We start from the raw sequence: 21,755 nt of genomic DNA on the forward strand, positions 1-21,755 counted from the left end.
CCTTACCAGTCCCGGACCAATCCGGCGTAGCGGTTGGTGCCGGAAAGGTGGGCGGCTTCGGGGAGGGGGGCGCGGGATTTTATCAGATGATAGTAGACCCCGGCGTCGTTACTTTCGCCGACAAGGACAGCACCGAGCAGGCGCTTCTGCCCGTCGAGAAAGAGCTTGCGGTAACGGCCATTCGCGCCGTCACAAAAGACTCGGGCGGCCGGAGCGTCGTCGCCGCAGTAGCCGACCACCGCCAGATCGGTGCCGAAGATCTCGCTGATGTTGTTCTTCAGACTCCCCTCGTAGCGGCAGTCGCGGCCGAGCATGTTCAGGGCGGCGACCTCCCCCTGTTCGACGGCGGTCAGCCAGTTGCCCTGCACCGTCGGCTCGCCGGTGACGAAATCCGCCCCTTCGGCGCAGTCGCCGGCGGCGTAGATGTGGGGATGGCCGGCGCGGCAACAGGCATCGACGCGGATGCCGTCCCCCACCGCCAATCCCGCCCGCCGTGCCAGATCGGTATTGGGCTGGACCCCCTTGCCGACGATGAGCAGATCGACGGTCAGGTTCTTGCCCGAGTTCAGTGTGAGGGCAAGGCGACCGTCATCCCTCAGCTCGGCGATGTCGTCCCGCTTGTGCAGTTGCAAACCGGCGGCGACGAAACGCTCTTCGAGGAATTGGGCGGATTCGGCGTCGAGCAGGCGGCTGAAAATCCGGTTTGATCCGACGATCAGGTGTTTTTCCGTTTCCGCCGGGGCGTGGGAAAGCAGGGGCAGGCTCACCAGCCCGGCGCCGAGGGCGGCGATGGCGCGGGCACCGGGGAGAAAACGGGCCAGGCGGTCGGCGTCGTCGAGATGGCGCAGCACCGAGACGCGCCCGGACTGAACCGCCAGGGGCCGGGCCTCGCTGCCGACGGCGAGGAGCAGTTGGCCGAATGAGATCTCGGCGCCGTCATCGAGGGTCAGGGTGTGGCCGTCGACGTCAAGGGACGTCGCCGTCCGGCCGAAGCGGGTGGTGATGCCGAGCTCCCGGTAGAAGGCCTGATCGACGATGAAGAGGTTCTCCCGTTCGGTCTTGCCGCCGATGAAATAGGGGGTGAGCACCCGCGAATAGGCGGGGCGGTCCTCGCGGTCGACCAGCAGGATGGAACGCGCGCGGTCATGCTTGCGCAGAACGCGCAAGGCCTGCAAGCCGGCGGCGCTGTTGCCGACGATGACGATGTCGAAATGGTCAGCCACTCATGTCTCCAACCGAGAGCGGTGTTAACCCCTCTCCCCGGGGGAGAGGGGCAGGGGTGAGGGGGACGATGCGCAGATATCAGCTTAATCCCAGCGACTGGAGTTTCGCCTCGGTAGGAACACCCTCGGCGCTCCAGCCTCGCAAGCGGTAGTACTCGGGGAGCATCTCACCGAGCCGCGCTGTCGCCCCCTGCAGCGGGCCATCGGGGATCGGTTCTTCGAGCAGGCGCTTCGGCAGGGTGTCCTGGCTCGGATCGACCCCGGCCTTGAGGTTGAACTGCCGCTCCAGGTTCCAGATGCGGTCGCCGACGACCAACAGCGCTTCTTCGTCGAGGGTCAGGCCGGTGGCGGCGTTGAGCAGGCGCGTCACCTGCGGGGCGCCGATGGCGAAGGTGGTGAAAAGACAGACGCCGACCGAGTCGACCACGGCGGTGAAATCCTGGAAGATTCGGGTCCAGCTCGCCTTGCCCTCGACCGCCTGGGGATCGAGCTTCTCCGGCAGGCCGAGAATTTCCGGCGAGACCAGATAGCCACGCACATGGCAGGCGCCCCGGTTGCTGGTGGCGTACTGCAACGCCATTCCCTGCAGCCCCCGACCGTCGTAGGCGGGAAATTCCAGCTTCTTGACGCTCATCGACAGCTCCGGCGCGCCGTAAAGCTCCGCCAGGCGGTAGGAACCGAGGGCGAGTTTTTGCCCGAAGCCCTCGTTCTTGGCGGTCAACTCGATCAGCTTGACCATGGCCGCGCCGTCACCGAAGGGGAGCGGCATCCCCACCTCGGCCTCGCTCAGCAACCCTTTTTCGAAAAGCTCCATGGCGCAGGCCACCGTCGCCCCGGCGGTGATGGTATCCATGCCGTACTCGTTGCACAGGTAGTTGGCCTTGGTCACCGCCGCCAGGTCGGCGACGCCGCAGGCCGCGCCCAGCGCCCAGATGCTTTCGTACTCCGGCCCCTCGCCGCTCCCCTGATAGGCGGCGCCGGAGAGGCGTGTCACCCGGCCGCAGCCGATGACGCAGCCGAGGCAGCTCTTGTTGCGCTTGAGGTAGGTTTCCGCCAGCTTTTCGCCGGAAATCGCCTCGGCCCCGGCGAAGGTATCGAACTGGAAGTTGTTGGTCGGCAGGGCTCCGCTCTGGTTGATGATGTTGACCAGCACCGCCGTACCGAGGGCGGGCAAGCCCTGCCCCGAAACGGGATTGTTGCGCAGCAGCCCGTAGCTGTCGAGGGCCGCCGCCCGGTAACCCTGGGGATCGGCCACTTCGACCCCGCCGTTGCCGCGCACCGCCACCGCCTTGAGGTTCTTGCTCCCCATCACCGCCCCGACCCCGCTGCGCCCGGCGGCGCGATGCTTGTCGTTCATGATGTTGGCGAAGAGCACCCCGCGCTCCCCGGCCGGGCCGATGCAGGCGACCTTGGCGTCGCCGTGGAACTTCTCGCGGATGAGATCCTCGGTACGATCCGTCGACTCCCCCCAAAGCTGCGAAGCGTCCGCCAGTTTCACGTTCTGGTTGTGGATCTGCAGATAGACCGGACGTGGCGATTTGCCTTCGAAAATAATCAGGTCGTAACCGGCGTAGCGCAGCTCACTCGGAAAGTAGCCCCCCGAATTGGAGCTGGCGATGGTCCCGGACAGGGGCGACTTGGTCACCGCCATATAGCGGCCGTTGGCGGCGCCGTAGGTGCCGGTCAAGGGACCGGCGGCGAAAATCAGCTTATTCTCCGGCCCCAGGGGATCGACCCCGGGGTCGACTTCCTCGCACAGATATTTCGAGGCCAGCCCGCGCCCGCCGAGATATTCCCGCGCCCAGGCTTCATTGAGTTTTTCCACGGCGCACGTCCCGGCCGTCAGATTGACGCGCAACACCTTGCCGATCCATCCCTTGCCCATCTTACACCTCCCCCTGGCCGTCTTTCATGGTGTTGACGAAACGCAAAACTTTCTCCCGCAGCGGCTTGTCCTCTTCCGAGAAGGTCAGGCAGCGGGTCGGGCAGAAGGTCACGCACTCGGGAAAATCGCCGGCGCACAGGTTGCACTTGTCGGCTTTGCGGCTGCTTTCCTGATAAGTAATCATGCCGAAGGGGCAGGCGCTGACGCAGGTGCGGCAGCCGACGCATTTCATTTCGTCGACGCTCACCACCCCGGAAACCGCGTCCTTGGCAATCGCCCCCTTGGGACAGGCCTTCAGGCACCAGGGCTCGTCGCATTGCATACAGGTGACGGTGATGAACTTGGCCTCATCGAGAAAGACCTCGTTGACGATGCGGGATTGGCTCGGCGCGAACATCCCCCGGTGCTTGAACGAACAGGCCAGCTCGCAGCTCTTGCAGCCGACGCATTTGGACGGCTCGATACGGATCAGCTTCTGCATGGGCAACCTCCTTCGACCGGAACGAAAACGGAACAGTTCGGCGCGGATAAGCGACGAAATTTATTTATAGATTAGAAAAACCGGCTGTCAACTCAGGATTCCCTCCGGGCGGTGGCTGCCATTCACCCCAGCCTTATTTCGACAAACGCCCCCGGCCGCTTTCGGCCATCGGCCGCAGGGACGGGTCGAAAAACCCGGCGCGCCCCCGGGTGAGGGAGGCGGCGATCTCCTCCTGCATCTCCTTCAAGACCTTGGAATCAAGCGGGTCGCCATACACGGTCACGAAATCATTCTCCTGGGCGCTGTCGGGCGTCGCTTCGGTAACGATGGGATTCCCCGAGGACATCCCTGGGGACGTTTATGCCGTGTAAATAACCACCATCATGTCCCCAACCCGGCTTGACACAGGAGAAGATTCTGAATAGTTAAAAATATTTTTCCATAACCGAAACAGATACTTGGCACCAATTTTGCTTTGATTAAAAAATTACCTTCAACGTTTATCCAACCGGCCCCGGGGGCATGAAACGCCTCCCAAGACCATCCGCGGAGAAAGGAAAACGCGCACCGGATTTTCCGGGGCGCCCCGCTCTCCCGCCATAGCAAGGAGCAGGGATGCTTTTGCACGACGATACCCATGACGCGCCTCTGAACGAACAGGATGATTCGCACTTCTCCCAGGCGGTTCTCGACGCCTTGCCCCATCCGGTCCTGATCAAGGACAGAAACGGTCACTACCTGCGGTGCAATCGCGAACTGGAACAATGGCTCGGCCTGACGAAAGCGCAGATCATCGGCCGCACCCTGCGCGAAATCGCTCCGAACGAGTATCAGGACCAGTGCATGCAAATGGACCGGGCGGTTCTCAAAGACGGCGGTATCCACTCCTGCGAAGGCCAGCTGCGCCTGGCCGACGGCGACGAGCGGCAATTCGTCGCCCTCAAGTCCCCCCTACTCGGCCCCAACGGCGACATTGACGGCGTCGTCACCACCTTCCTCAATATCTCCGAACTCAAGTCTTCGCAGCGCGAGTTGCAGGAACATGGCCTCCTCTGGAACACCATTCTCAATGAAATGCAGGATGCCGTGGCGATCATCGATAGTCGCTCCTTCCGGATTCTCAATGCCAACAAAGAGTTCGTCCGCCTTTTCGGCACGACTGCCGAAACCGCCGTCGGCCTGCGCTGCCACGACCTCGTCTTTCCCCCTTCCGCCCCCTTCCGCCAGGACGGTCATAACCTGTGCCCCCTGAGAGAAGCGATCCTGACGAAGAAGCCGGTGGTGATGGAACATCACATCTTTACTTCCGAAGGGAAGGAAACTTGGCTGGATATCGCCACCTCGCCGATCTTCGACGAAACCGGCGAGGTCCGCCAGCTGGTCCATGTCTGCCGCGACATCACCGCCCGCAAGGAAGCGGCGAAACAGATCGAAACGCTGGCCTATTTCGATTCCCTGACGGGCCTGCCGAACCGCGTCCTCTTTCTCGATCGGCTGAAGCAGGCGTTGCACCTGGCCCGGCGCGAAAATCGTTCCCTCGGCGTCATCTTCCTCGATCTGGACAATTTCAAAAAGATCAACGACACCCTGGGGCACAAAGCCGGCGATCAGGTTCTGAAAATCGTCGCCGAACGGCTCAAGGGGAACGTGCGCAAAAGCGACACCCTGAGCCGCCCCGGCGGAGACGAATTCGTTTTGTTTCTTTCCTCGGCAAACGAAGTGCGCGAAATTCTTACAACCATCAATCACTTCCAACAAATTCTGTCGGCACCGATCAATCTCGCCGGGATGGAAGTCTTCATCAGCGGCAGCATCGGTATCGCCCTTTATCCCAACGACGGAGAGTCCGCCGACGAGTTGCTGAAGCATGCGGAACTGGCCATGTACGAGGCCAAGGGCACCGGCGGCGGAACCTTCCGCTTCTATTCCCGCGAGATGAACCGCCGGGCCTCGAAACGTCTGCAAGTGGAAGTCGATCTGCACCGCGCTCTGCGCGAACAGGAATTTTTTCTTCTGTATCAGCCCCAGGTTGACGCCGTCAGCGGCCGGGTCAGCGGCATTGAGGCCCTGACCCGCTGGCGACATCCCTCTTTGGGCACGGTCCCGCCGGACCAGTTCATCCCCCTGGCGGAAGAAACCGGACTGATCCTGCCCATGGGGGAATGGACCCTGCGCCAGGCCTGCCTGCAAACCCGCCGCTGGCAGGAGCAGGGATTCAACGATTTGCGCCTGGGCGTCAATCTTTCCCCGATCCAGTTCAAGCGTTCCAATGTTCCGGCCATGGTACGGAAAGTTCTCGCCGAAACCGGCTTCGACCCGCACGATCTGGAACTGGAAATTACCGAAGGCGTGCTGCTGCAGAAGGATAAAGGCCGAAGCGAATGCCTGCGTGAACTCAAGAACATGGGGGTCTCCCTGGCCATTGACGACTTCGGCACCGGCTATTCGTCGCTGAGCTACCTCAAGCATTTTCCCATCGACCGGATCAAGGTGGCTCAGGAGTTTGTGCGGGAAATTCCCGCCAGTATCGAGCATCTGGAAATCATCCGCGCCATCGTCGCCATGGCCAGAAGCCTGAAACTCAACATCATCGCCGAAGGGGTGGAAACCCGTGAGCAACTGGAACTGATCACCGAGATGGGGATTGAAGACATCCAGGGTTTCTATTTTTCCCGCCCCCTTCCCGGCGAGGACGTCCTTCCCTTTGTCCGACGGAGCGCTTCACGAGAAGTTCCCCTGCCGACCTGAGGGGGTCCGTTTTTTGACGTAAGGGGTGTCAAAATTCCCCACTTGCGGCGCCTCGGCAAGAATTATCTCAATCCGCGCTACACGATTCGGTTCGCTACGCTCACTGGCATCCTACCTTCATTTACTTAGGTTGCGGTGAACGCAGCGAACCGCATCGACCGACAATATCAATCCCCCATCCCGCACCTCTCACCCCTCGCCTATCCCCGCAAAACCCTTCCCCTTTCCCGCCGAAACGGGTACATTTTGACCTTTCTTGCCTTTTTCGCAGGATGGTTCCATGTCGAACCTCGCCAAACCGCCCCCATTTCCGCCCGGGAACTCAAAGAGCAATTCAAAAACGCCCGCGAACCCAAAGTCCGCGAAATTCTCGCCGCCCTCGCCTCCATCGGCCAGGCGCGCGAAATGGAAGAGGGACGCTATGTGAGTTGAGGGAGGACGGGCAACCGATGCGGTTCACATTCGTTCACCGCATCCTACGAAAATGGCATGACATCGACCCGACATAACCGATCAACCCAACGCCGTAGGATGCCGGTGAGCGCAGCGAACCGCATCACAAGGCAGGCCGGATTAATGCGGTTCACATCCGTTCACCGCATCCTACGAAAATGGTATGACATCGACCCGACATAACCGATCCACCCAACGCCGTAGGATGCCGGTGAGCGCAGCGAACCGCATCGCCCGACAAACCAGAATCCTCACCGCCCAAACAACACCATGACCAACTACCGAAGAGCCAAAATTCCCGGCGGCACCTACTTTTTCACGGTCAACTGCGCCAAACGCCAAGGGAACTCTCTTCTGACGGAAAATATCGAGCTGCTTCGACACGTCATCCGCCGGATCAAAATCGCGCATCCCTTCACCATCGACGCTATGGTGGTCCTGCCCGATCATCTGCATTGCATGTGGACCCTGCCCGAAGGCGATGCCGACTATAAAACCCGCTGGTCCCTCATCAAAGCCGGGTTCTCACGACAAATCCCGGCGGCGGAACCTGTATCGGCAAGCCGCATGAAACGGGGTGAGCGCGGCATTTGGCAACGCCGCTACTGGGAACACCTCATCCGCGATGAGGAGGACTATCGGCGTCACGTCGATTACATCCATTGGAATCCGGTGAAACATGGCTGGGTTGAGCGGGTGGTGGATTGGCCTTATTCCAGTTTTCACAAATATGTCCGCCAGGGGGTAATGGGTCGGCGACCCGGATGGTATTTTTGGTGGGGAACCGGATTGATGCGGTTCGCTGCGCTCACCGCATCCTACGGAGGGACATAATGAGAGCGACCACCATCCCGGCCCACGAGGTTTTCCCCGAACTGGCGACAAATCGCGCCGGAGCGGCGTTGCGCGGCCTGCGCTACCGCGAGGATCTGACCCAGGCCCAACTGTCCGCGCGCACCGGCATCCCGCAACGGCACATCAGCGAAATGGAAAACGGCAAACGCGGCATCGGCAAGGACAACGCCCGCAAGCTGGCGGCGGTGCTGAATGCCGACTACCGGCTGTTTTTGTAGGAGTCTTCCATGAAAAACATTTTCTTCACTATCGCCCTTCTCATCCTCGCCTCTCCGGCCCTAGCCGATTCGGTCCGCTGCCGGGGGCAGATCATCGAACCCGGCGTCTCGAAATACGAGGTGCTGAAATACTGCGGCACCCCCGATCACGTCGCCCCCATCGGCAGCACCACAATCAAATCCAACAACGTCAAGGTCGAAACCCGCACCGACGAATGGTTTTACGAAAAACTCGACTACGGCAAGGATTATGTCATCATTATCAACGGTACACAGGTTTCGTCCGTGAAACAGCTGGATTGAACCGTTACGACGCCAAACCGTTGCGACGCCAATTGACACCCGACACCTACCAGGTTACAATTCGTCATGATCATTGGTTTCCGCCACAAGGGCCTGCGCCAATTTTATGAAACCGGGAACAAATCGGGCATTCAAGGACAACATGCCAATCGTCTGCGGCTGATCCTGGCCCGGCTTGATTCTTCGCGGGAACCCCGCGACATGGACCTGCCCGGACTACGGTTACATCCCATGAGCGGTGACCTTGTCGGATTCTGGTCGGTGAGCGTCAGCGGGAACTGGCGGGTCATCTTTTGCTTTGACGGCCAAGACGTCTGTAACGTTGACTACCTTGATTACCATTGAAGAAAGGAGCGCCCCATGATGCACAACCCGCCTCATCCCGGCGAAGTGATTCGGGAGCTCTGTCTGGAACCCCTGGGGATCACCGTTACCGCCGCAGCCAAGGCGTTGGGGGTTTCGCGCAAGGCGCTCTCGGAACTGCTGAATGGCAAAACCGGCATCAGCCCGGAAATGGCTTTGCGTCTATCCATCGCCTTCGATACGACGCCGGAAAGTTGGTTGTCCCAGCAGATGCACTATGACCTGTGGCAGGCAGAGAAAAAACTTAAAGATCTGCGTGTCGAAAAACTGACCCTGGCGGCCTAACCCATAAAAATAACAAATTCAGACAGGAGGGCGCATGCTGATTCCCGTAATCTATCCCGACGGCCGCCACGATCTGGTCAAACCTTTCATCCTTGACCGCCTCATTGACCGGGAAGAGATCCGCTCCTTCAAGCGCTCCAGCGGCTGGGTTGCCCTGGGCATCGACCCGGTGCGCACCCGACGCGGCGACAACGGCTATCAGGGCGCGGAACGCCGATCCGCCGACCGCTGACCCATCGCGCCTGATTGCCGAAGGGAAAAACGCGACGCGGACAGCCGATACGCACCCACGCTCAAAAACGACCAAGGGGTTACGGGAAAAAACCCGTAACCCCTTGATTTTAATTGGGCTAACTTTTCAGCTAGGGCGGACACCTTGCAAACATCCCATCCATAGGTATATTATATGAGCTGGACAGTTTTATTGACCCGCAAGGCCGAAAAGCAGGTGGCCAAGTTGCCCCAAAGCATACGAACGGCCCTGCTGACCCTGATACGGGAAATCGAGGTGGCCGGGCCGGTTCGCGGCAACTGGTCCAACTACGGCAAACTGGGGAGCGGGCTGCACCACTGCCACCTGAAAAAAGGCCGTCCGACCTATGTCGCCGTTTGGGAAGAAACGGAACATTCCGCCCGGCTCGTGGAGGTGATCTATGCAGGTACACACGAAAAAGCGCCCTACTGAGGCGGTACGCTTCACCGGCCCCGCCGACAAGGTTCAGGAACTTCGGCGCTTTGCCGCGGCCATCGGCCTGAAAGAAGTCGGCGATGCCGTACCCTGGCGGGCGGCGTTTCCCGAAGCGGAAACGAATTTGCCGGGATCGGTCCTGAAAGGGGCGCGCATCAAGGAAGGTTTGACTCAGGTTGAATTGAAGGAGAGGACCGGCATTTCCCAGCACCACATCAGCGAAATGGAAACCGGCAAGCGCCCCATCGGCAAGGAGTCGGCGCGGCGGTTGGCCGAAGCGCTGAATGTCGATTACCGGATTTTTCTCTGAAATATCCCAGTAAGCTTGTGTGCCACTTGTTTACATTGCACATGACAATGACCCCAAAAACGACCAAGGGGCTACAGGCAAAAACCCGTAACCCCTTGATTTTAATGGAGCCGCTAATCCGACTTGAACGGACGACCTACTGATTACGAATCAGTTGCTCTACCAACTGAGCTATAGCGGCGTTGTTTCGAAGCTCTGTTTTTAACGCAAACGCCGAAGGATTGTCAATGAAATCTTCCCATGGAGGTGTTATGCCCACTGGATCCTGGAACCCCGCCGAACTGTTGAAACTTTCGGGCAGCTACTGGAATACCTGCACCCTGCACGCCGGAGTGAAGCTCGATGTCTTTTCACCCCTTGCCACCGAGCAACTTTCCGCCGCCGAGCTTGCCGCCCGGCGCGGTTTTTCGGCGCGTGGCCTGGCGATGCTCTTGGACGCCTTAACGGCGCTGGAACTGTTGACCAAGGAGGGCGAGCGTTACACCGCGACCGATTTCGCCCGCGAGTTTCTCGACCGGGCCGCACCGAGCTATCTCGGACACATGATCATGCACCATCATCACCTGGTGGCGAGTTGGGCGCGGCTCGACGAGGCGGTGCGCAGCGGCGCGCCGGTGCGGCGCAGCGTCTCCCACGAGGCCGAGGAGCAGGAGCGGGAAAGCTTCCTGCTCGGCATGTTCAACCTGGCCATGTTCGTCGCGCCGCGCGTGGCCGAGCAGGTCGATCTTTCCGGCCGCAAACGGCTGCTCGATCTGGGTGGTGGGCCGGGCACCTACGCCATCCATTTCTGCCAAAAAAATCCCGAGTTGCAGGGGGTGATCTTCGATCTCGCCACCACCCGCCCCTTCGCCGAAAAGACCCTGGCGCGCTTCGGCATGAGCGAGCGCATCCACTTTGCGGCAGGGGATTTCGAGCACGACGCCATCCCCGGCACTTTTGATGTGGCCTGGCTCTCGCATGTGCTGCACGGTGAGGGGCCGGACGATTGCGCCCATTTGCTGGCGAAGGCGACGGCGGCCCTGGAACCGGGGGGAATGCTGCTGGTGCAGGAATTCGTCCTCGACGGCAACCGCGCCGCGCCCCTTTTTCCGGCCCTCTTTTCGCTCAACATGCTGCTGGTCACCCGCGACGGTCAGGCTTACAGCGAGCCGGAAATCCGGCAGCTGATGGAAGAGGCCGGGCTGGCGCGGATCGAGCGTCTGCTGGTGGATTTGCCCAATGGCGCGGGCATCCTCGCCGGCTATAAGGATTGAGGCGGGAAATGCTGCTGCATTGCTCGAAAAAAATCGCCGAACGGCTGCCGGAACCTGTCGCCGAGTCCTTGGAGGAAACCGCCGTGCTGGGCAGCTGGCACGCCCACCTCTTCCAGCTCAAACGCCGCCAGTGCCTGCTCTTCTGTCACGACGAAACCCGCTACATGCTCTTTCTGCCGGGGGTGAACAAGAGTCATTTCAAGGAGCTGGGACGCCTGCACCGGGATCTCTTCCTGCTCAGCCTGGCCGCGCTGGAGGTGCCGGAGAGTCGGGTCATGCGCGTCGGGCTGGCCCTCGGTCCGCCTCGTTTCGACCGCGCCACCGACCGCTCGGTCCTTGGCTCGCTGAATGTCGCCGCCACCGACCTGAGCATCTATCTGGAGGCTGTCGACAATCCGCTGGAACTTGATCCGGTGACGGTGGCGCTCATGCTCAACCGACGCCCGGTGACGGCGCGCGGCGCCTGGCTTTGGCCGGAAAAGGGGATGCTGGAGAAGGTGGCGCGGCTGTAGAATCCGGGGCGTTCGTGGATGTTGACAGGAGGAAAATTGAGGAGTAACTAATCTTCATCAGTCCTCATTCCTGTCGGGAGGCTTCGCCGTGAACAGCCTGGTCTACATGCTCCTCGCCGCCGCCGGTTATCTGCTCGCCTATCGCCTCTACGGCCGCTTTCTCGGCCGGCGGATTTTCGAGCTGTCGAACCGTAACCGCATGCCCGCCCACCGCTTCCGCGACGATGTCGATTATATCCCCTCGAAGCGGCATATCGTCCTCGGCCACCACTTCACCACCATCGCCGGCCTCGGCCCCATTGTCGGCCCGGCCATCGGCATTATCTGGGGCTGGCTCCCCGCGACCCTCTGGGTCATTTTCGGCTCGATCTTTCTCGGCGCGGTTCACGACTTTTCCGCCATGGTCATGAGCGCCCGCCATCGCGGCCGCACCCTCGGGGATTTGACCGGCGACCTGCTCAACCCGACGACCCGCCACGCCTTTCAACTCATCATCCAGTTTCTGCTCTGGATCGTGGTCGCCATCTTCGCCATGATCATGGGCATCCTCTTCACCATGTATCCCCAGTCGGTGCTGCCGATCTGGCTGCAGATCCCCATCGCCGTCTGGCTGGGACGGCGGCTCTACCGCGGCGAAAACGACACCTTCCAATCCCTGGTCGCCCTCGTTCTCATGTATCTGAGCATCGGCCTCGGCCTCTACTTCCCGATCACCGTTCCCCCCATCGCCGGCTCACCCATCGTCACCTGGACCCTGATCCTGCTGGCCTATGCCTTCATCGCCTCGACCCTGCCGGTCCATGTGCTGCTGCAACCCCGCGACTACATCAACTCGAACCAGTTGCTCATCGCCATGGCCCTGCTCACCCTGGGGCTCTGCGTCGCCCACCCGCCGCTCACCGCCCCGGCCCTCAATCCGGCAGCCTTCGCCCCGGGCACGGACATCCCGCCCCTCTTCCCGCTCCTTTTCATCACCATCGCCTGCGGCGCCATTTCCGGTTTTCACTCCCTGGCCGCCTCGGGCACCGTGGTGAAACAGATCGACAAAGAGGAGGATATGCTCGCCATCGGCTACGGCGGCATGCTCATCGAAGGGCTGCTCGCGGCCCTGGCGCTGGCGGCCATCGCCGGCGGCATGGGCATGGGGCTGGTCAAGGGGGAGGTACTCTACACCGGCGCCGAGGCCTTCCGCGTCCATTACGCCAGCTGGGCCTCGGCCCAGGGGATGGCGGCGATGATCGAGGCCTTCGTGGTCGGCGCCGCCAACCTGCTCGGTGCCCTCGGCATTCCCCCGGAGTTGGGGAAATCCCTCATCGCCGTCTTCATCGTCTCCTTCGCCGGCACCACCCTCGACTCGGCGACTCGCATCCAGCGGTTGTCGTTGCAGGAAATCTTCCGCAACCGCGAGGGTGTGGTCATGCGTCCCCTGCACAATAATTACGCGGCGACCCTGGTGGTGGTCGTCATGGCCGCGGCGCTCTGCTTCGCCCAGCCCGGGGCCAAGGGCGCCCTGGTGCTCTGGCCGATGTTCGGCGCCCTCAACCAGCTGCTGGCCGCCCTCGGGCTGACCGTCGCCACCGTCTACCTGGCGAAGAAGGGCAAGAACATTCTCATCACCTTTTTGCCGATGCTCTTCATGCTGGTCATGACCACCTGGGCCATGGCCATCAACCTGAGGGATTTTTACGCCCGGGGGAACATGTTGCTCTTCTCCCTTTCGGTCGTCATCCTGCTCCTCACCCTCTGGCTGCTCATCGGCGCCGCCTGCTCCCTGCGCGGGGGACAACGCACCCACCTCAACGAAGACCTGGCGCCGGAACCGGGGGAGTAGTTTGACGGTCACTACCGGCCGCATGTCACTGTCGGAGTATCCGCAGTGAAACCGGACTTCTTGACAGAGATGCTAGCGACTGCTAGCGTGAAAAAAGCCGAAAGGAAACCATCATGACCCGTCAACTGAATTTACGCGTGAATGACGAGTTCGCCGAACGTCTGGAGAGACTTTCCCGAAAGATGGGGCGATCGATGGCGGCGGTGCTGGAAGCGGTCGGCAGTCCGGCGATCGAAGCCGCCGAGGCCGACCTTCAATTCGAGGCGGAAGCCCTGGCCGCCTGGGAAGACTATGAACTGACCGGCAACCACGTCTCGGCCGAAACCGTGGAAACCCTGTTCGACGAGGCCCTCGCCCGAGCCCGGACGATCGCGGAAAAACAACGGGGATGACGCGCAAGGTTGTCGCCACCCCCCTCTTCGCCCGGCGGTTGCAGGAGTTTCTTGACGACTATGCCGAACTCGGCGCGGTTCGTTTCGTCGAACGCCTGCACACCGCCTATCGGGAGATGCTGGCCAATATCACCCGTTTCGAAGAGATTGCCCCCGCCCGCAGAAGAACGGTCGCCGGAAAAGAGATCACTGTTCGGGAATATGTCCTGAACGCCGGCGCCCGGGATTTTCTCGTCCTCTACTGGGAGCCGCCCGATCCACAGGAACCGATACTGCTCCTGAATATCCGCATCGGCGGGCAAAACCGTTTCCGCTGGAAAACGGAAAATAAGCATGCGGGAGAGTAAGGAAGACACTCCGAACCTGACCGTCTGACCGTTTCATCGCTCCCACCGATGTTTTCTCTCCCCCCTCCCACGCACGTCCGATCTTTTCGAAAGCCCCCCAAACCCTTTCCATCAATCAAGCCCGTAGGATGCGGTGAACGAAGTGAACCGCATCAACCGGGGACTCCGACCGTCAAAAGTGTGTTTTCAAGATGTGACCCCGACTGAGGGGGCCGCCGGTTTCAGCGGGGTGGGCGGCGGGTTTCGTGGAACCAGGGGCGGTATTGTTCCATGCGGGCGATCTGGTCGGCGGGGGCGCGGCGTTTGCAGGTGGCGAAATCTTCGGCATCGAGGCTCGCGCCCCAGCGCCGTTCCACGCAGTCGTTGGGATTGTAGGCGATTTCCAGGGCCGCTTGCCGACGATAGATTTCGGCCAGACTCAGCCGCCAGGTCCCGCCGTCGCTACGGGTGTAGGAGATGAAGCGCTCTTCCGCCGTCCGGGCATGGAGGCCTTCGATCCCGGCGGCGGCTTCTTCCGCGTCGCGGTCGCCGAGCTTGAACAACTCCGGATGGCGGCGAATGCGCTCCGGCAGTCCGGCCAATACCTTCATGGCGATGAGCAGGCGCATGTCTCGCGAGGGGGTGGCGTAATCCTCCCAGGGGCCGACGGTCTCGAAGATGGCCGGACCCTTGGGCATGGCGACCACCCTTCCGCGCTCGGCGCGCATGTAGTTCTCGCCGTTGTCCACCGAGCGCACCCGGGTTTCGAGCTGCTCCATCAACGCGTCGAGGGTGCTGCGATAGGCGGCTTCCGGATTGAGACCCTGTGGATTGATCAGCCCTTCCATGCGGGCATAAAAGTCGCCCGGCGCCATGTCGGCCTGCTCCGTGGAGAAGGGCGGCAGCCCCGAGCGGCCGTCGAGGGCGGCGTTGGCCGGTTGCCGCCAGCTTTTGCCGGAGCGGCCCGGCGCACGGTAGGCCTTGAAGCCGGGTCCGGCGCTGGGGGTGGCGGCGAAGAGGAAGTTCCCCTCCCAGTAGCGTTTGCGGGCGACGGAATTGTCCGGCTGGGCATCGACCGCCAGCAGCACGCCGGGGCTCGTGTCGGTCTGGGGAAACCATTTCGTCAGGATCAGAATGTGGCCGTAGGGGTCGGCGAAAAGGGTTCCGGGCCAGAGATATTCGCGCGTGAGGGGCACCGGATAGAAGTCGCAGGCCTCGGCGTCGAGAGCGGTGCGGGCATTGCCGGAATGAACGACGTTCACCAGATCGCGGCTTGTTTTGCGAAAGGCCTCGGCCGCAGCCCGAGTGCCGACAAAGCTCGTATCGAGGCGAGGCGGGCCGCATTGCGGCGGTCGCTGGGCGGTTCCCCTATCACAGGGGCGGTAAGCCAGGGGCAAGCCGAGCTTCCAGGCGAAATAGGCGCGCAGAAAATAGGGGAGATCGGCGCAGTCGGGCTCGGCGGAAATCCGCGCATCTTCCCCCGGACGCAGGTAGTCGTACAGGAAGTTGCGGGCGGGATCGCGCAGCACTGGTTCGAGGGAAGGAAAACTCAGGGATTCTTCCGGCGGGGCGTCGAAGAGATGCTCGATCCAGGCGGCGTACAACGCCTCGCTGGCCAGGTCCCAGCGCCCCGAACCGCGCTTCGCGCTCTCTTCGCCCACCGCGATTTCGGCGCGGGCGACGACCGCGCCGGCGCGCAGGACTTCGATGCGATAACCGCCGGCGACGGCTACGGGCACGACCGCCCGCAAGCTCCAGGGCGGACCACCGGCGCGGACCGTCGGCAACGCCTCCCCTGCCCCATCGGGGCCGGTGAGCCGCAGGCCGGTCAGTTCGCCGTCGACGGCCACCGCCAGAATCCGCATCGGCTCCCCGGGGCGCGGGGTCAAAGGCGCAAACCACACCCGCACCGCCTCCCCCTCGCCGCCCGTAGCAACCGCACAGGCCGGGGTGGAGAGGCTGAAAACCAACGCGGCCGCGAAAAGAATCAGCGCCGTACAATAACGAAGTCGCAGGGTCATCCGTAAAGTTTCATATGAAAAAATGAATGGTTGAAACAGTTTACCCGCTCGCACACCAAGAGCAAGCCGTCCGGCCGAATCGCGCCCCGTCCTGCCCAAAAACACGAAAAGCCGCTCCGTGAGAGGCGGCCGTGGCTAGCGATTCGGGTTATCGGTAAGAGAACAAGGGGGTTCAACCTAGCCGACCTACGGCAGGCGCAGCAATCGTTCGCTGCGCCAAACCCGGACGATGCTCAGGCGTTCGGCGTCGCGGCGGTAGACAATCCGAAAAGGGGGATGAATCAGTTCCCGCAACCAGGGCTGACCGAATTCCGGGACGACCCTGCCGCGCTCGGGATGGGCTGGCAACTTTTCGATCAAGGCGATGATTTCGCGCACAAAGCGTTCCCCGACTTCCGGCACCTGCTGTTCCCGATAATAGTCGCGGAGCCCTTCCAGGTCCGTGACCGCCGATTCGGCCAAGGTGACGGTAAGTGGCCGGGGCATGGCTATTTTAGCCCCAGTCGCTGCTTGGCGGTAGCCAAATCAACTTGGCGCTGGTTGTCCAGGTCGCTCAGCCCCTCGACGACCGCCCGCAGGAATGTCTTTTCTTCCTCCGACGCCTCGAAATCCTCCAGGGACTGCATGACCGCCACGCCGCGCCCGCGACTGGTCAAGAGCAGAGGGCGATGACTTTCCTGGGTCCGCCGGACGATTTTGCCGGGATTCACCTTGATGTCCGCCAGGGGGACGATGTCTTCCGAAAACTTGACGCCCATGAACGCACCTCCTTTATGACCACTTGATAGCACCTGTAAAGAGGCCCGTCAAGCGAACACTTCCACGTCCGGTTCCGGCCCTATCACGCGCGAAAGGTGGCCGTAGGCTTTCGATTAAACTGCCATATTATGTATCCTGTCCGCGGAACTCCCCCTACTTGTGAGGCCATCCATCATCTTCGTCAGCAGAAACATAGACGTCAGTAGGCGTTTGTATCCTGAACTCATCAATTTCAAAATCATGCGGATCTTCAATTTCAAAGGTAAAAGTCAAGTCTACCTGCACTATTTCTGAATCTTCCACAGTTTTAGATACCTTTTCCCATGGGATTAACACCTTGTCTTCACTGTCATAAGATGCAGTGTCTAGATTGTCATATTCAACGTCTGCCGCATAATCTACAGTAGTAGTTATTTCAACATGCGCCTTTCCTGTTTGGCCTTCAGAAGGTGGAGTCAGTGCAAGTAAAGAAACTGATAGCTCACCGACACTATCTACAGTTACGTCATAAACTTCGCCATCTTGATCATCTAAAACAAATCCTAGTAGCCCAAAGTCTTCCTTGATTCGTTCCAGTATTTCTCTTTCGTTTTTATGCAATAGCTCTTCGGCCAATGGTGCTAGTTTTTCAAAATAAAAAGTAACGTCATTTAAGCACTGCTCTAATGATCCTTTCGCTATAAGGTTCTTGAAGCTGTCTTCAATACCCTTCATATCCTTATCATTACTGACAACATATAATTGTTGCCCCTCTTCGTCGGCCCAATCATTTAATGCAGAAAGAACAAAAGCATCAGGAAATTCTGATTTCTTTTTCCCTTCTCTAAATGGCAATGCGGAATTAAAATAAAGGGTGAATACTTCCTTTGTAATTGCTCTGTCGACTGGCACAACGACGGCCCCAACTTCAGCTGAGAATGCTTCAAATTGTTTTATAATTTCCTCGGTGATTGATTCAAAATTGGGGTCTTTAAATACAGGCGAATAAGTATCTCCTAAATTTTTAAAAATTTTCGCTTGATTACGCGATTTCTTTATCGCCTGTATAGCAGCTGTTGTTTCTTCTCTGATATTTGCTTTTACTTCTTCTATAGTCACGTCCGTCAATAAAATACGGATTCTGCCTTGATTCACCGACTCTCTTAGAGCGACAAATGCTGGATGACCATAGAAAAAATTCATTTTGATGAAAATTGAAGTGTCGATAAAAACGTTTATTGTCTCAAATCCGGTCATCTTGAATACCTTATTTGTCGCATAACGCCAGAAGCCTGACCGGCGGTTTTTGGGCCGGTCTTGGCGCTAGTTGGACATTGTTTCTCTCCAGTTATGACAGCACCTCATCCGACTCCTCCTCCAGCTCCCAGTTATCTAAATCAATAACGGTCTCTTCGCTTTCAAATTTTTCATCAACTCTCATCTTATTAATTCTCAAGACATTTGTCTGAAGGCCTTTTTCTTTAAAAGGAATAATTTCATCAAAATACAATTCTATAGCTGGATTACCATTGGATTTAAAAAGTAAAGATTTTTCATTCTTTTTTATTTCTAGCCCAATCACTATTTCTAGACGTTGAAAAAAAGCTTCCTCTATATACAACTTGTTCACTGAGAATCCTGATTTACTTCCTTTTGCATCAATAGTGTATGCTTTAGCGAATGCAGTATTCATCTGGAATTCAGCTGGGTTATATAGAAAGTTTTGTTCCAAAAGTTTTTTACCAAACTCACTCGTTGTTTCTCCATGCGACAGTATTGAATTGCCTGTAAAGTAAGTCGGAGAATATTGAATTCTCTCTCCACCTGCAAGAACAGTCCTTATTCCAAGTCCGTGTGATGAAGTGACTCGAAGTAGAGTTAAATGTCCAAGGATTAAATCTCTGACATAAAACACAGCTTGAATGATGTTTATATACTTTGGTGTCGCTAAATCTACAGTTCTAGCCACTCCATCATTGATTATAAGCACGTTTTCATATGGATCCGGTTTAACACCGATCCAAAATGGGTGGCCTACACATCGGTAGACTTCACTTAGCAAGTTGATTGTCCCTGATTTCTGCAGAACTTTAAGGTCCCAAGAGCATTTTTCTAATTGAGACCCATAGCCGCATACGTCCATCCACCCACTTACGCATGGTACTGGTTCGAGTTCCCCAGCCCTTGCTCTTTTGGCCCAATTCAAGGCCTGCTGAAATTCTTTCTTTTCAAAAGGGGTTGGCATCCTGTTAATTCCTCATTTGTTCAACTCGTTATTGACCGGTTCACGCGCGTGCGCGTGAACCGTCGATCTCCCCCAATGGAACACTTCACCCGCAAGGACCGGCGACTGTGCCGAAAGGGTATATCGATCGACAAGGCGAGTCAACGCCGGAAAAGAATCGCCTAACCTGCATCCAACTTTCGCAAACGTCCGAAGAAACGGCAAAGGCCACCCAACTTCGGGTGGCCTTCGCCGTTTCATCGGATTTGCGGCAATCGCCGTTACACCATCAACTCCATCGCCCAAATGCCGCAGGGGCAGATGCCGGCGCAGAGGCCGCAGCCGATGCAGAGGTGGTCGTCGGAGACGTATTCGTAGCCGCCGTCGGCCATCTCGATCCGGCGGATCGCCCCTTCGGGACAGGCTTCAAGGCACATGGAACAGTCGCGGCAGGTGCCGCAGGAGAGACAGCGGTTGGTTTCGTCCATGGCGTCGGTGACGCAAAAGCGGCCGCGGTTGCGCGGACGGAAGAGCTCTTTGGAGAGGCAGCTCTGCGGGATCATCTCCGGCTTCTTTTTCGCCGCCAGTTCGCCGCCGGCGAGGAAGGTGTCGATGGATTCGGCCGCTTCGGTGCCGTTGCCGATGGCGTGGGTGAGCAGGCCGGGTTGGATGGTGTCGCCGATGGCGAAGACACCGGGGGCCTTGACCGCCTGCCCGCAGCCGTCGACCGCCATCATCCCCTTGTCGCTGAGCCACTCGCGGGGAACGAAAGAAAGGTCGGGGCGCTCGCCGATGGCGATAATGACCGTATCCGCTTCGAGCAGGCGGCCATCCTTGCCGAGGACGCCCTTATCGGTGATCTTCTCGGTGAAGAAGGGCCAGAGAATTTTCCCGCCGAGGGCCTGGACATGCTCGATCTCGTTGGGATAGGCGGCCGGGCGCTGCACGTCGATGGCCGTCACCTGCTTGGCGTCCATGGCGTAGGCGCCGAGGCAGACATCCATACCGGCGTTGCCGGCGCCGATTACCACTACCCGTTCGCCGACCTTGGGCTTGCGTCCGGCGTTGACTGCCTTGAGAAAGTCGAGCCCCTTGAGCATCCGCTCGTGACCGGGGAAAGGAATCACCACCGGGTTGTGGGCGCCGCTGGCAATGACCACGGCATCGTTTTCGGCGTGGAGCTTTTCGAACAAGGGCGCGTCAACCAGAGTGCCGACATGGATCTCGACCCCCATCGCCTTGATCCGCTCGATCTCGGTGCGCAGAACCTGGCGGGGCAGGCGCTCGTCGGGGATGACCTGCATCAGCTTGCCGCCAACCTCCTTGTCGGCCTCGTAAACGATGACCCGATGGCCGAGGAGGCGCAGCTTCCAGGCCGCCGCCAGGCCGCCGGGACCGCCGCCGATGACCGCCACGGTCTTGCCGCTGTCGGGTTTGGCCGTTGGCGCGGCGGCGTCGAGGGAGAGCCGGCCGAGTTCCTTCATCGCCACCGGATGGTCGAGTTGGCGGCGGGTGCAGGCATCCATGCACAGATTGGGACAGACCTCGCCGCAGACGCTCCCGGGAAAGGGGGAATAGTTCAGCACCAGTTCGAGGGATTCCTTCACCTTCCCCTGGCGCAGCAGCTTGATGCGCTCCTGGGTGGGGATCGCCGAGGGGCAGCTCGCCTGACAGGGGGCGGCGTAGCGCTTGTCCTGCCAGTGGGGCACCTTGAGCCGGTCGTCGCCACTGTTGACCAGTCCGGCGACCTGCGCGTAATCGTCCCGCACCACATCGCCGAAAATCCCGCCCTCGACCCACTTCTCCCGGCGGAATTCGCGCATGGTCGGGCGGCTGTGATGCTTGCGCTCTTCCAGGGTCTTGGCGACGATCTTGCGCCATTGGGCAAAGTGGGTGAGCTTTTCGAGCAGCTCCGGACGCTCGATCTTGTCGAGAAAGACCGGCATCTGCTCGGCCAGAAAGCTCCGGTCGGCTTCATCGAGATCGAGCAACCAGACATCGTCGGACAAGCCGGAGACGGGGCCGCGCAGATAGATGGTGCCGCCGACCATGCCGACGCAGCTGCGGTCGCCGAGGACCGAATCGAGATACTCCCGGCCATAACCGCAGATCACGGCGATGCCGCCGCCCATGAACTCGAAGGAGAAGGAGCCGGTGTTTTTCAGCACCCAGAACTGGGGCGGTTCGTAGGCCGGGTCGTGCTTCATCAGCGCGCCGCTGCGCACCCCGACCCGTCCGGCGACGTAGATCTTGCCGCCGGCGGCGCAGTGGGCGGTGGTGTCGCCGCCATCCCCCTTGATGACCAGGGTGGCGCCGGCGTTGAGCCAGCCGGCGTCGGCGCAGGCCGAGCCCTCGACGACGATCTCGGTGCCGTCGAGACCGAAGGAGCCGACCCGCTGGCCGGGGTTCTTCACGGTGAACTTGAGGGGCGAGCCGTCCTCGGTCCACAACGGCCCGCCGATGTTGTGATGCCCCGAGGAGAGAACTTCGAACTCCGTCTCCCCCGCTTCCAGGGAATGATAGATTTGCTGCAGCAGCACCTGGGTGGAAATGCGCTGATTCTTATCGTCAAAACCGATGATTTGAGCTGCCATATCTTTATTCTCCAAGAAGGAAAAAGGTAAAAGGTGAAAGGAAAAAGGAAGG

At 59.7% G+C, this 21,755-nt stretch carries 25 protein-coding genes and 1 tRNA gene; 15 read left to right on the plus strand and 11 right to left on the minus strand.

Going from position 1 to position 21,755, the window contains the following annotated elements:
- Nucleotides 1-2 precede the first annotated feature (2 nt).
- From BQ4888_RS03595 to BQ4888_RS17465, 4 genes are all read right to left on the minus strand, one after another.
- On the minus strand, nt 3-1,223 hold the full coding sequence (locus BQ4888_RS03595; RefSeq protein WP_092053793.1) for an NAD(P)/FAD-dependent oxidoreductase: 1,221 nt from the start codon (nt 1,221-1,223) through the stop codon (nt 3-5).
- Nucleotides 1,224-1,302: 79 nt separating this feature from the next.
- Nucleotides 1,303-3,108, minus strand: a complete 1,806-nt coding sequence (locus BQ4888_RS03600; RefSeq protein WP_092053795.1) for an aldehyde ferredoxin oxidoreductase family protein — start codon at nt 3,106-3,108, stop codon at nt 1,303-1,305.
- Between the two features lies 1 nt (nt 3,109).
- Nucleotides 3,110-3,589, minus strand: coding sequence for a 4Fe-4S dicluster domain-containing protein (locus tag BQ4888_RS03605; protein WP_092053798.1), 480 nt, complete (start codon nt 3,587-3,589; stop codon nt 3,110-3,112).
- A gap of 133 nt (nt 3,590-3,722) precedes the next feature.
- Nucleotides 3,723-3,872, minus strand: a complete 150-nt coding sequence (locus tag BQ4888_RS17465) for a hypothetical protein (RefSeq protein ID WP_170232945.1) — start codon at nt 3,870-3,872, stop codon at nt 3,723-3,725.
- Between the two features lie 332 nt (nt 3,873-4,204).
- Between BQ4888_RS17465 and BQ4888_RS03615 the strand changes: the two genes are divergently transcribed.
- From BQ4888_RS03615 to BQ4888_RS03660, 10 genes are all read left to right on the plus strand, one after another.
- Nucleotides 4,205-6,337: a sensor domain-containing protein gene (locus tag BQ4888_RS03615; protein ID WP_092053803.1), complete on the plus strand. Its 2,133-nt coding sequence runs from the start codon at nt 4,205-4,207 to the stop codon at nt 6,335-6,337.
- A 246-nt stretch (nt 6,338-6,583) separates the two neighbouring features.
- Nucleotides 6,584-6,769 (plus strand): hypothetical protein, encoded by a 186-nt coding sequence (locus BQ4888_RS17285; RefSeq protein WP_140396587.1) that lies wholly within the window; start codon nt 6,584-6,586, stop codon nt 6,767-6,769.
- Nucleotides 6,770-7,060: 291 nt separating this feature from the next.
- On the plus strand, nt 7,061-7,624 hold the full coding sequence (locus BQ4888_RS03625; RefSeq protein WP_240746396.1) for an REP-associated tyrosine transposase: 564 nt from the start codon (nt 7,061-7,063) through the stop codon (nt 7,622-7,624).
- Entirely contained in the window at nt 7,624-7,863 is a 240-nt protein-coding gene (locus BQ4888_RS03630) for a helix-turn-helix domain-containing protein (RefSeq protein ID WP_240746397.1), read from the plus strand. Before BQ4888_RS03625 ends, BQ4888_RS03630 begins: the two co-directional genes overlap by 1 nt.
- A gap of 9 nt (nt 7,864-7,872) precedes the next feature.
- Entirely contained in the window at nt 7,873-8,166 is a 294-nt protein-coding gene (locus tag BQ4888_RS03635) for a DUF2845 domain-containing protein (protein WP_092053811.1), read from the plus strand.
- Nucleotides 8,167-8,232: 66 nt separating this feature from the next.
- Complete coding sequence (locus BQ4888_RS03640) at nt 8,233-8,511, plus strand: type II toxin-antitoxin system RelE/ParE family toxin (RefSeq protein ID WP_092053814.1); 279 nt, start codon at nt 8,233-8,235, stop codon at nt 8,509-8,511.
- A gap of 15 nt (nt 8,512-8,526) precedes the next feature.
- The gene (locus BQ4888_RS03645) at nt 8,527-8,814 is read left to right on the plus strand and encodes a HigA family addiction module antitoxin (RefSeq protein ID WP_092053816.1); all 288 of its coding nucleotides are present in this window, start codon (nt 8,527-8,529) and stop codon (nt 8,812-8,814) included.
- 34 nt (nt 8,815-8,848) lie between these two features.
- Complete coding sequence (locus BQ4888_RS03650) at nt 8,849-9,046, plus strand: GSU3473 family protein (protein WP_092053819.1); 198 nt, start codon at nt 8,849-8,851, stop codon at nt 9,044-9,046.
- A 174-nt stretch (nt 9,047-9,220) separates the two neighbouring features.
- The gene (locus tag BQ4888_RS03655; RefSeq protein WP_092053821.1) at nt 9,221-9,499 is read left to right on the plus strand and encodes a type II toxin-antitoxin system RelE family toxin; all 279 of its coding nucleotides are present in this window, start codon (nt 9,221-9,223) and stop codon (nt 9,497-9,499) included.
- A complete protein-coding gene (locus tag BQ4888_RS03660; RefSeq protein ID WP_092053823.1) occupies nt 9,468-9,812 on the plus strand; it encodes a helix-turn-helix domain-containing protein in 345 nt (114 codons plus the stop codon). Before BQ4888_RS03655 ends, BQ4888_RS03660 begins: the two co-directional genes overlap by 32 nt.
- A 105-nt stretch (nt 9,813-9,917) precedes the next feature.
- Here BQ4888_RS03660 and BQ4888_RS03665 read toward each other — a convergent pair.
- Nucleotides 9,918-9,993: transfer RNA gene (locus BQ4888_RS03665), tRNA-Thr, on the minus strand.
- Nucleotides 9,994-10,063: 70 nt separating this feature from the next.
- Between BQ4888_RS03665 and BQ4888_RS03670 the strand changes: the two genes are divergently transcribed.
- From BQ4888_RS03670 to BQ4888_RS03690, 5 genes are all read left to right on the plus strand, one after another.
- Nucleotides 10,064-11,065: a methyltransferase gene (locus BQ4888_RS03670; protein WP_092053825.1), complete on the plus strand. Its 1,002-nt coding sequence runs from the start codon at nt 10,064-10,066 to the stop codon at nt 11,063-11,065.
- 8 nt (nt 11,066-11,073) lie between these two features.
- On the plus strand, nt 11,074-11,577 hold the full coding sequence (locus BQ4888_RS03675; protein WP_092053827.1) for a DUF6933 domain-containing protein: 504 nt from the start codon (nt 11,074-11,076) through the stop codon (nt 11,575-11,577).
- Between the two features lie 88 nt (nt 11,578-11,665).
- The gene (locus BQ4888_RS03680) at nt 11,666-13,408 is read left to right on the plus strand and encodes a carbon starvation CstA family protein (RefSeq protein WP_092053830.1); all 1,743 of its coding nucleotides are present in this window, start codon (nt 11,666-11,668) and stop codon (nt 13,406-13,408) included.
- 113 nt (nt 13,409-13,521) lie between these two features.
- Nucleotides 13,522-13,800, plus strand: a complete 279-nt coding sequence (locus BQ4888_RS03685) for a hypothetical protein (protein WP_092053832.1) — start codon at nt 13,522-13,524, stop codon at nt 13,798-13,800.
- The gene (locus BQ4888_RS03690) at nt 13,797-14,147 is read left to right on the plus strand and encodes a hypothetical protein (RefSeq protein WP_092053834.1); all 351 of its coding nucleotides are present in this window, start codon (nt 13,797-13,799) and stop codon (nt 14,145-14,147) included. The genes BQ4888_RS03685 and BQ4888_RS03690 overlap by 4 nt, the downstream gene beginning before the upstream one ends.
- 221 nt (nt 14,148-14,368) lie before the next feature.
- On the opposite strand, the gene BQ4888_RS03695 is transcribed toward BQ4888_RS03690, so the two are convergent.
- From BQ4888_RS03695 to BQ4888_RS03720, 6 genes are all read right to left on the minus strand, one after another.
- Nucleotides 14,369-16,147: a hypothetical protein gene (locus BQ4888_RS03695; protein WP_092053837.1), complete on the minus strand. Its 1,779-nt coding sequence runs from the start codon at nt 16,145-16,147 to the stop codon at nt 14,369-14,371.
- A gap of 186 nt (nt 16,148-16,333) precedes the next feature.
- Complete coding sequence (locus tag BQ4888_RS03700) at nt 16,334-16,633, minus strand: type II toxin-antitoxin system RelE/ParE family toxin (protein ID WP_092053839.1); 300 nt, start codon at nt 16,631-16,633, stop codon at nt 16,334-16,336.
- Nucleotides 16,634-16,635: 2 nt separating this feature from the next.
- Nucleotides 16,636-16,905, minus strand: coding sequence for a type II toxin-antitoxin system Phd/YefM family antitoxin (locus BQ4888_RS03705; protein ID WP_092053842.1), 270 nt, complete (start codon nt 16,903-16,905; stop codon nt 16,636-16,638).
- A gap of 154 nt (nt 16,906-17,059) precedes the next feature.
- Nucleotides 17,060-18,142 (minus strand): PIN domain-containing protein, encoded by a 1,083-nt coding sequence (locus tag BQ4888_RS03710; protein WP_092053844.1) that lies wholly within the window; start codon nt 18,140-18,142, stop codon nt 17,060-17,062.
- A 91-nt stretch (nt 18,143-18,233) separates the two neighbouring features.
- Nucleotides 18,234-19,130: a hypothetical protein gene (locus BQ4888_RS17290; RefSeq protein WP_140396588.1), complete on the minus strand. Its 897-nt coding sequence runs from the start codon at nt 19,128-19,130 to the stop codon at nt 18,234-18,236.
- Between the two features lie 260 nt (nt 19,131-19,390).
- Nucleotides 19,391-21,703 carry an FAD-dependent oxidoreductase gene (locus tag BQ4888_RS03720; RefSeq protein ID WP_092053848.1) on the minus strand — a complete coding sequence of 771 codons (2,313 nt, stop codon included), beginning with the start codon at nt 21,701-21,703 and terminating at the stop codon, nt 19,391-19,393.
- Between the last annotated feature and the right edge of the window lie 52 nt (nt 21,704-21,755).

Source organism: Desulfuromonas acetexigens, from assembly GCF_900111775.1.
Lineage (GTDB): Bacteria > Desulfobacterota > Desulfuromonadia > Desulfuromonadales > Trichloromonadaceae > Trichloromonas > Trichloromonas acetexigens.

Coding starts and splice junctions, on each gene's coding strand:
- BQ4888_RS03650 (WP_092053819.1), top strand. CDS start 8,849: ATGCTGATTCCCGTAATCTATCCCGACGGCCGCCACGATCTGGTCAAA.
- BQ4888_RS03600 (WP_092053795.1), bottom strand. CDS start 3,108: ATGGGCAAGGGATGGATCGGCAAGGTGTTGCGCGTCAATCTGACGGCC.
- BQ4888_RS03625 (WP_240746396.1), top strand. CDS start 7,061: ATGACCAACTACCGAAGAGCCAAAATTCCCGGCGGCACCTACTTTTTC.
- BQ4888_RS03700 (WP_092053839.1), bottom strand. CDS start 16,633: ATGCCCCGGCCACTTACCGTCACCTTGGCCGAATCGGCGGTCACGGAC.
- BQ4888_RS03720 (WP_092053848.1), bottom strand. CDS start 21,703: ATGGCAGCTCAAATCATCGGTTTTGACGATAAGAATCAGCGCATTTCC.
- BQ4888_RS03645 (WP_092053816.1), top strand. CDS start 8,527: ATGATGCACAACCCGCCTCATCCCGGCGAAGTGATTCGGGAGCTCTGT.
- BQ4888_RS03710 (WP_092053844.1), bottom strand. CDS start 18,142: ATGACCGGATTTGAGACAATAAACGTTTTTATCGACACTTCAATTTTC.
- BQ4888_RS03705 (WP_092053842.1), bottom strand. CDS start 16,905: ATGGGCGTCAAGTTTTCGGAAGACATCGTCCCCCTGGCGGACATCAAG.
- BQ4888_RS03655 (WP_092053821.1), top strand. CDS start 9,221: ATGAGCTGGACAGTTTTATTGACCCGCAAGGCCGAAAAGCAGGTGGCC.
- BQ4888_RS03690 (WP_092053834.1), top strand. CDS start 13,797: ATGACGCGCAAGGTTGTCGCCACCCCCCTCTTCGCCCGGCGGTTGCAG.
- BQ4888_RS03605 (WP_092053798.1), bottom strand. CDS start 3,589: ATGCAGAAGCTGATCCGTATCGAGCCGTCCAAATGCGTCGGCTGCAAG.
- BQ4888_RS03670 (WP_092053825.1), top strand. CDS start 10,064: ATGCCCACTGGATCCTGGAACCCCGCCGAACTGTTGAAACTTTCGGGC.
- BQ4888_RS03695 (WP_092053837.1), bottom strand. CDS start 16,147: ATGACCCTGCGACTTCGTTATTGTACGGCGCTGATTCTTTTCGCGGCC.
- BQ4888_RS03660 (WP_092053823.1), top strand. CDS start 9,468: ATGCAGGTACACACGAAAAAGCGCCCTACTGAGGCGGTACGCTTCACC.
- BQ4888_RS03615 (WP_092053803.1), top strand. CDS start 4,205: ATGCTTTTGCACGACGATACCCATGACGCGCCTCTGAACGAACAGGAT.
- BQ4888_RS03630 (WP_240746397.1), top strand. CDS start 7,624: ATGAGAGCGACCACCATCCCGGCCCACGAGGTTTTCCCCGAACTGGCG.
- BQ4888_RS03685 (WP_092053832.1), top strand. CDS start 13,522: ATGACCCGTCAACTGAATTTACGCGTGAATGACGAGTTCGCCGAACGT.
- BQ4888_RS03635 (WP_092053811.1), top strand. CDS start 7,873: ATGAAAAACATTTTCTTCACTATCGCCCTTCTCATCCTCGCCTCTCCG.
- BQ4888_RS03675 (WP_092053827.1), top strand. CDS start 11,074: ATGCTGCTGCATTGCTCGAAAAAAATCGCCGAACGGCTGCCGGAACCT.
- BQ4888_RS17290 (WP_140396588.1), bottom strand. CDS start 19,130: ATGCCAACCCCTTTTGAAAAGAAAGAATTTCAGCAGGCCTTGAATTGG.
- BQ4888_RS03640 (WP_092053814.1), top strand. CDS start 8,233: ATGATCATTGGTTTCCGCCACAAGGGCCTGCGCCAATTTTATGAAACC.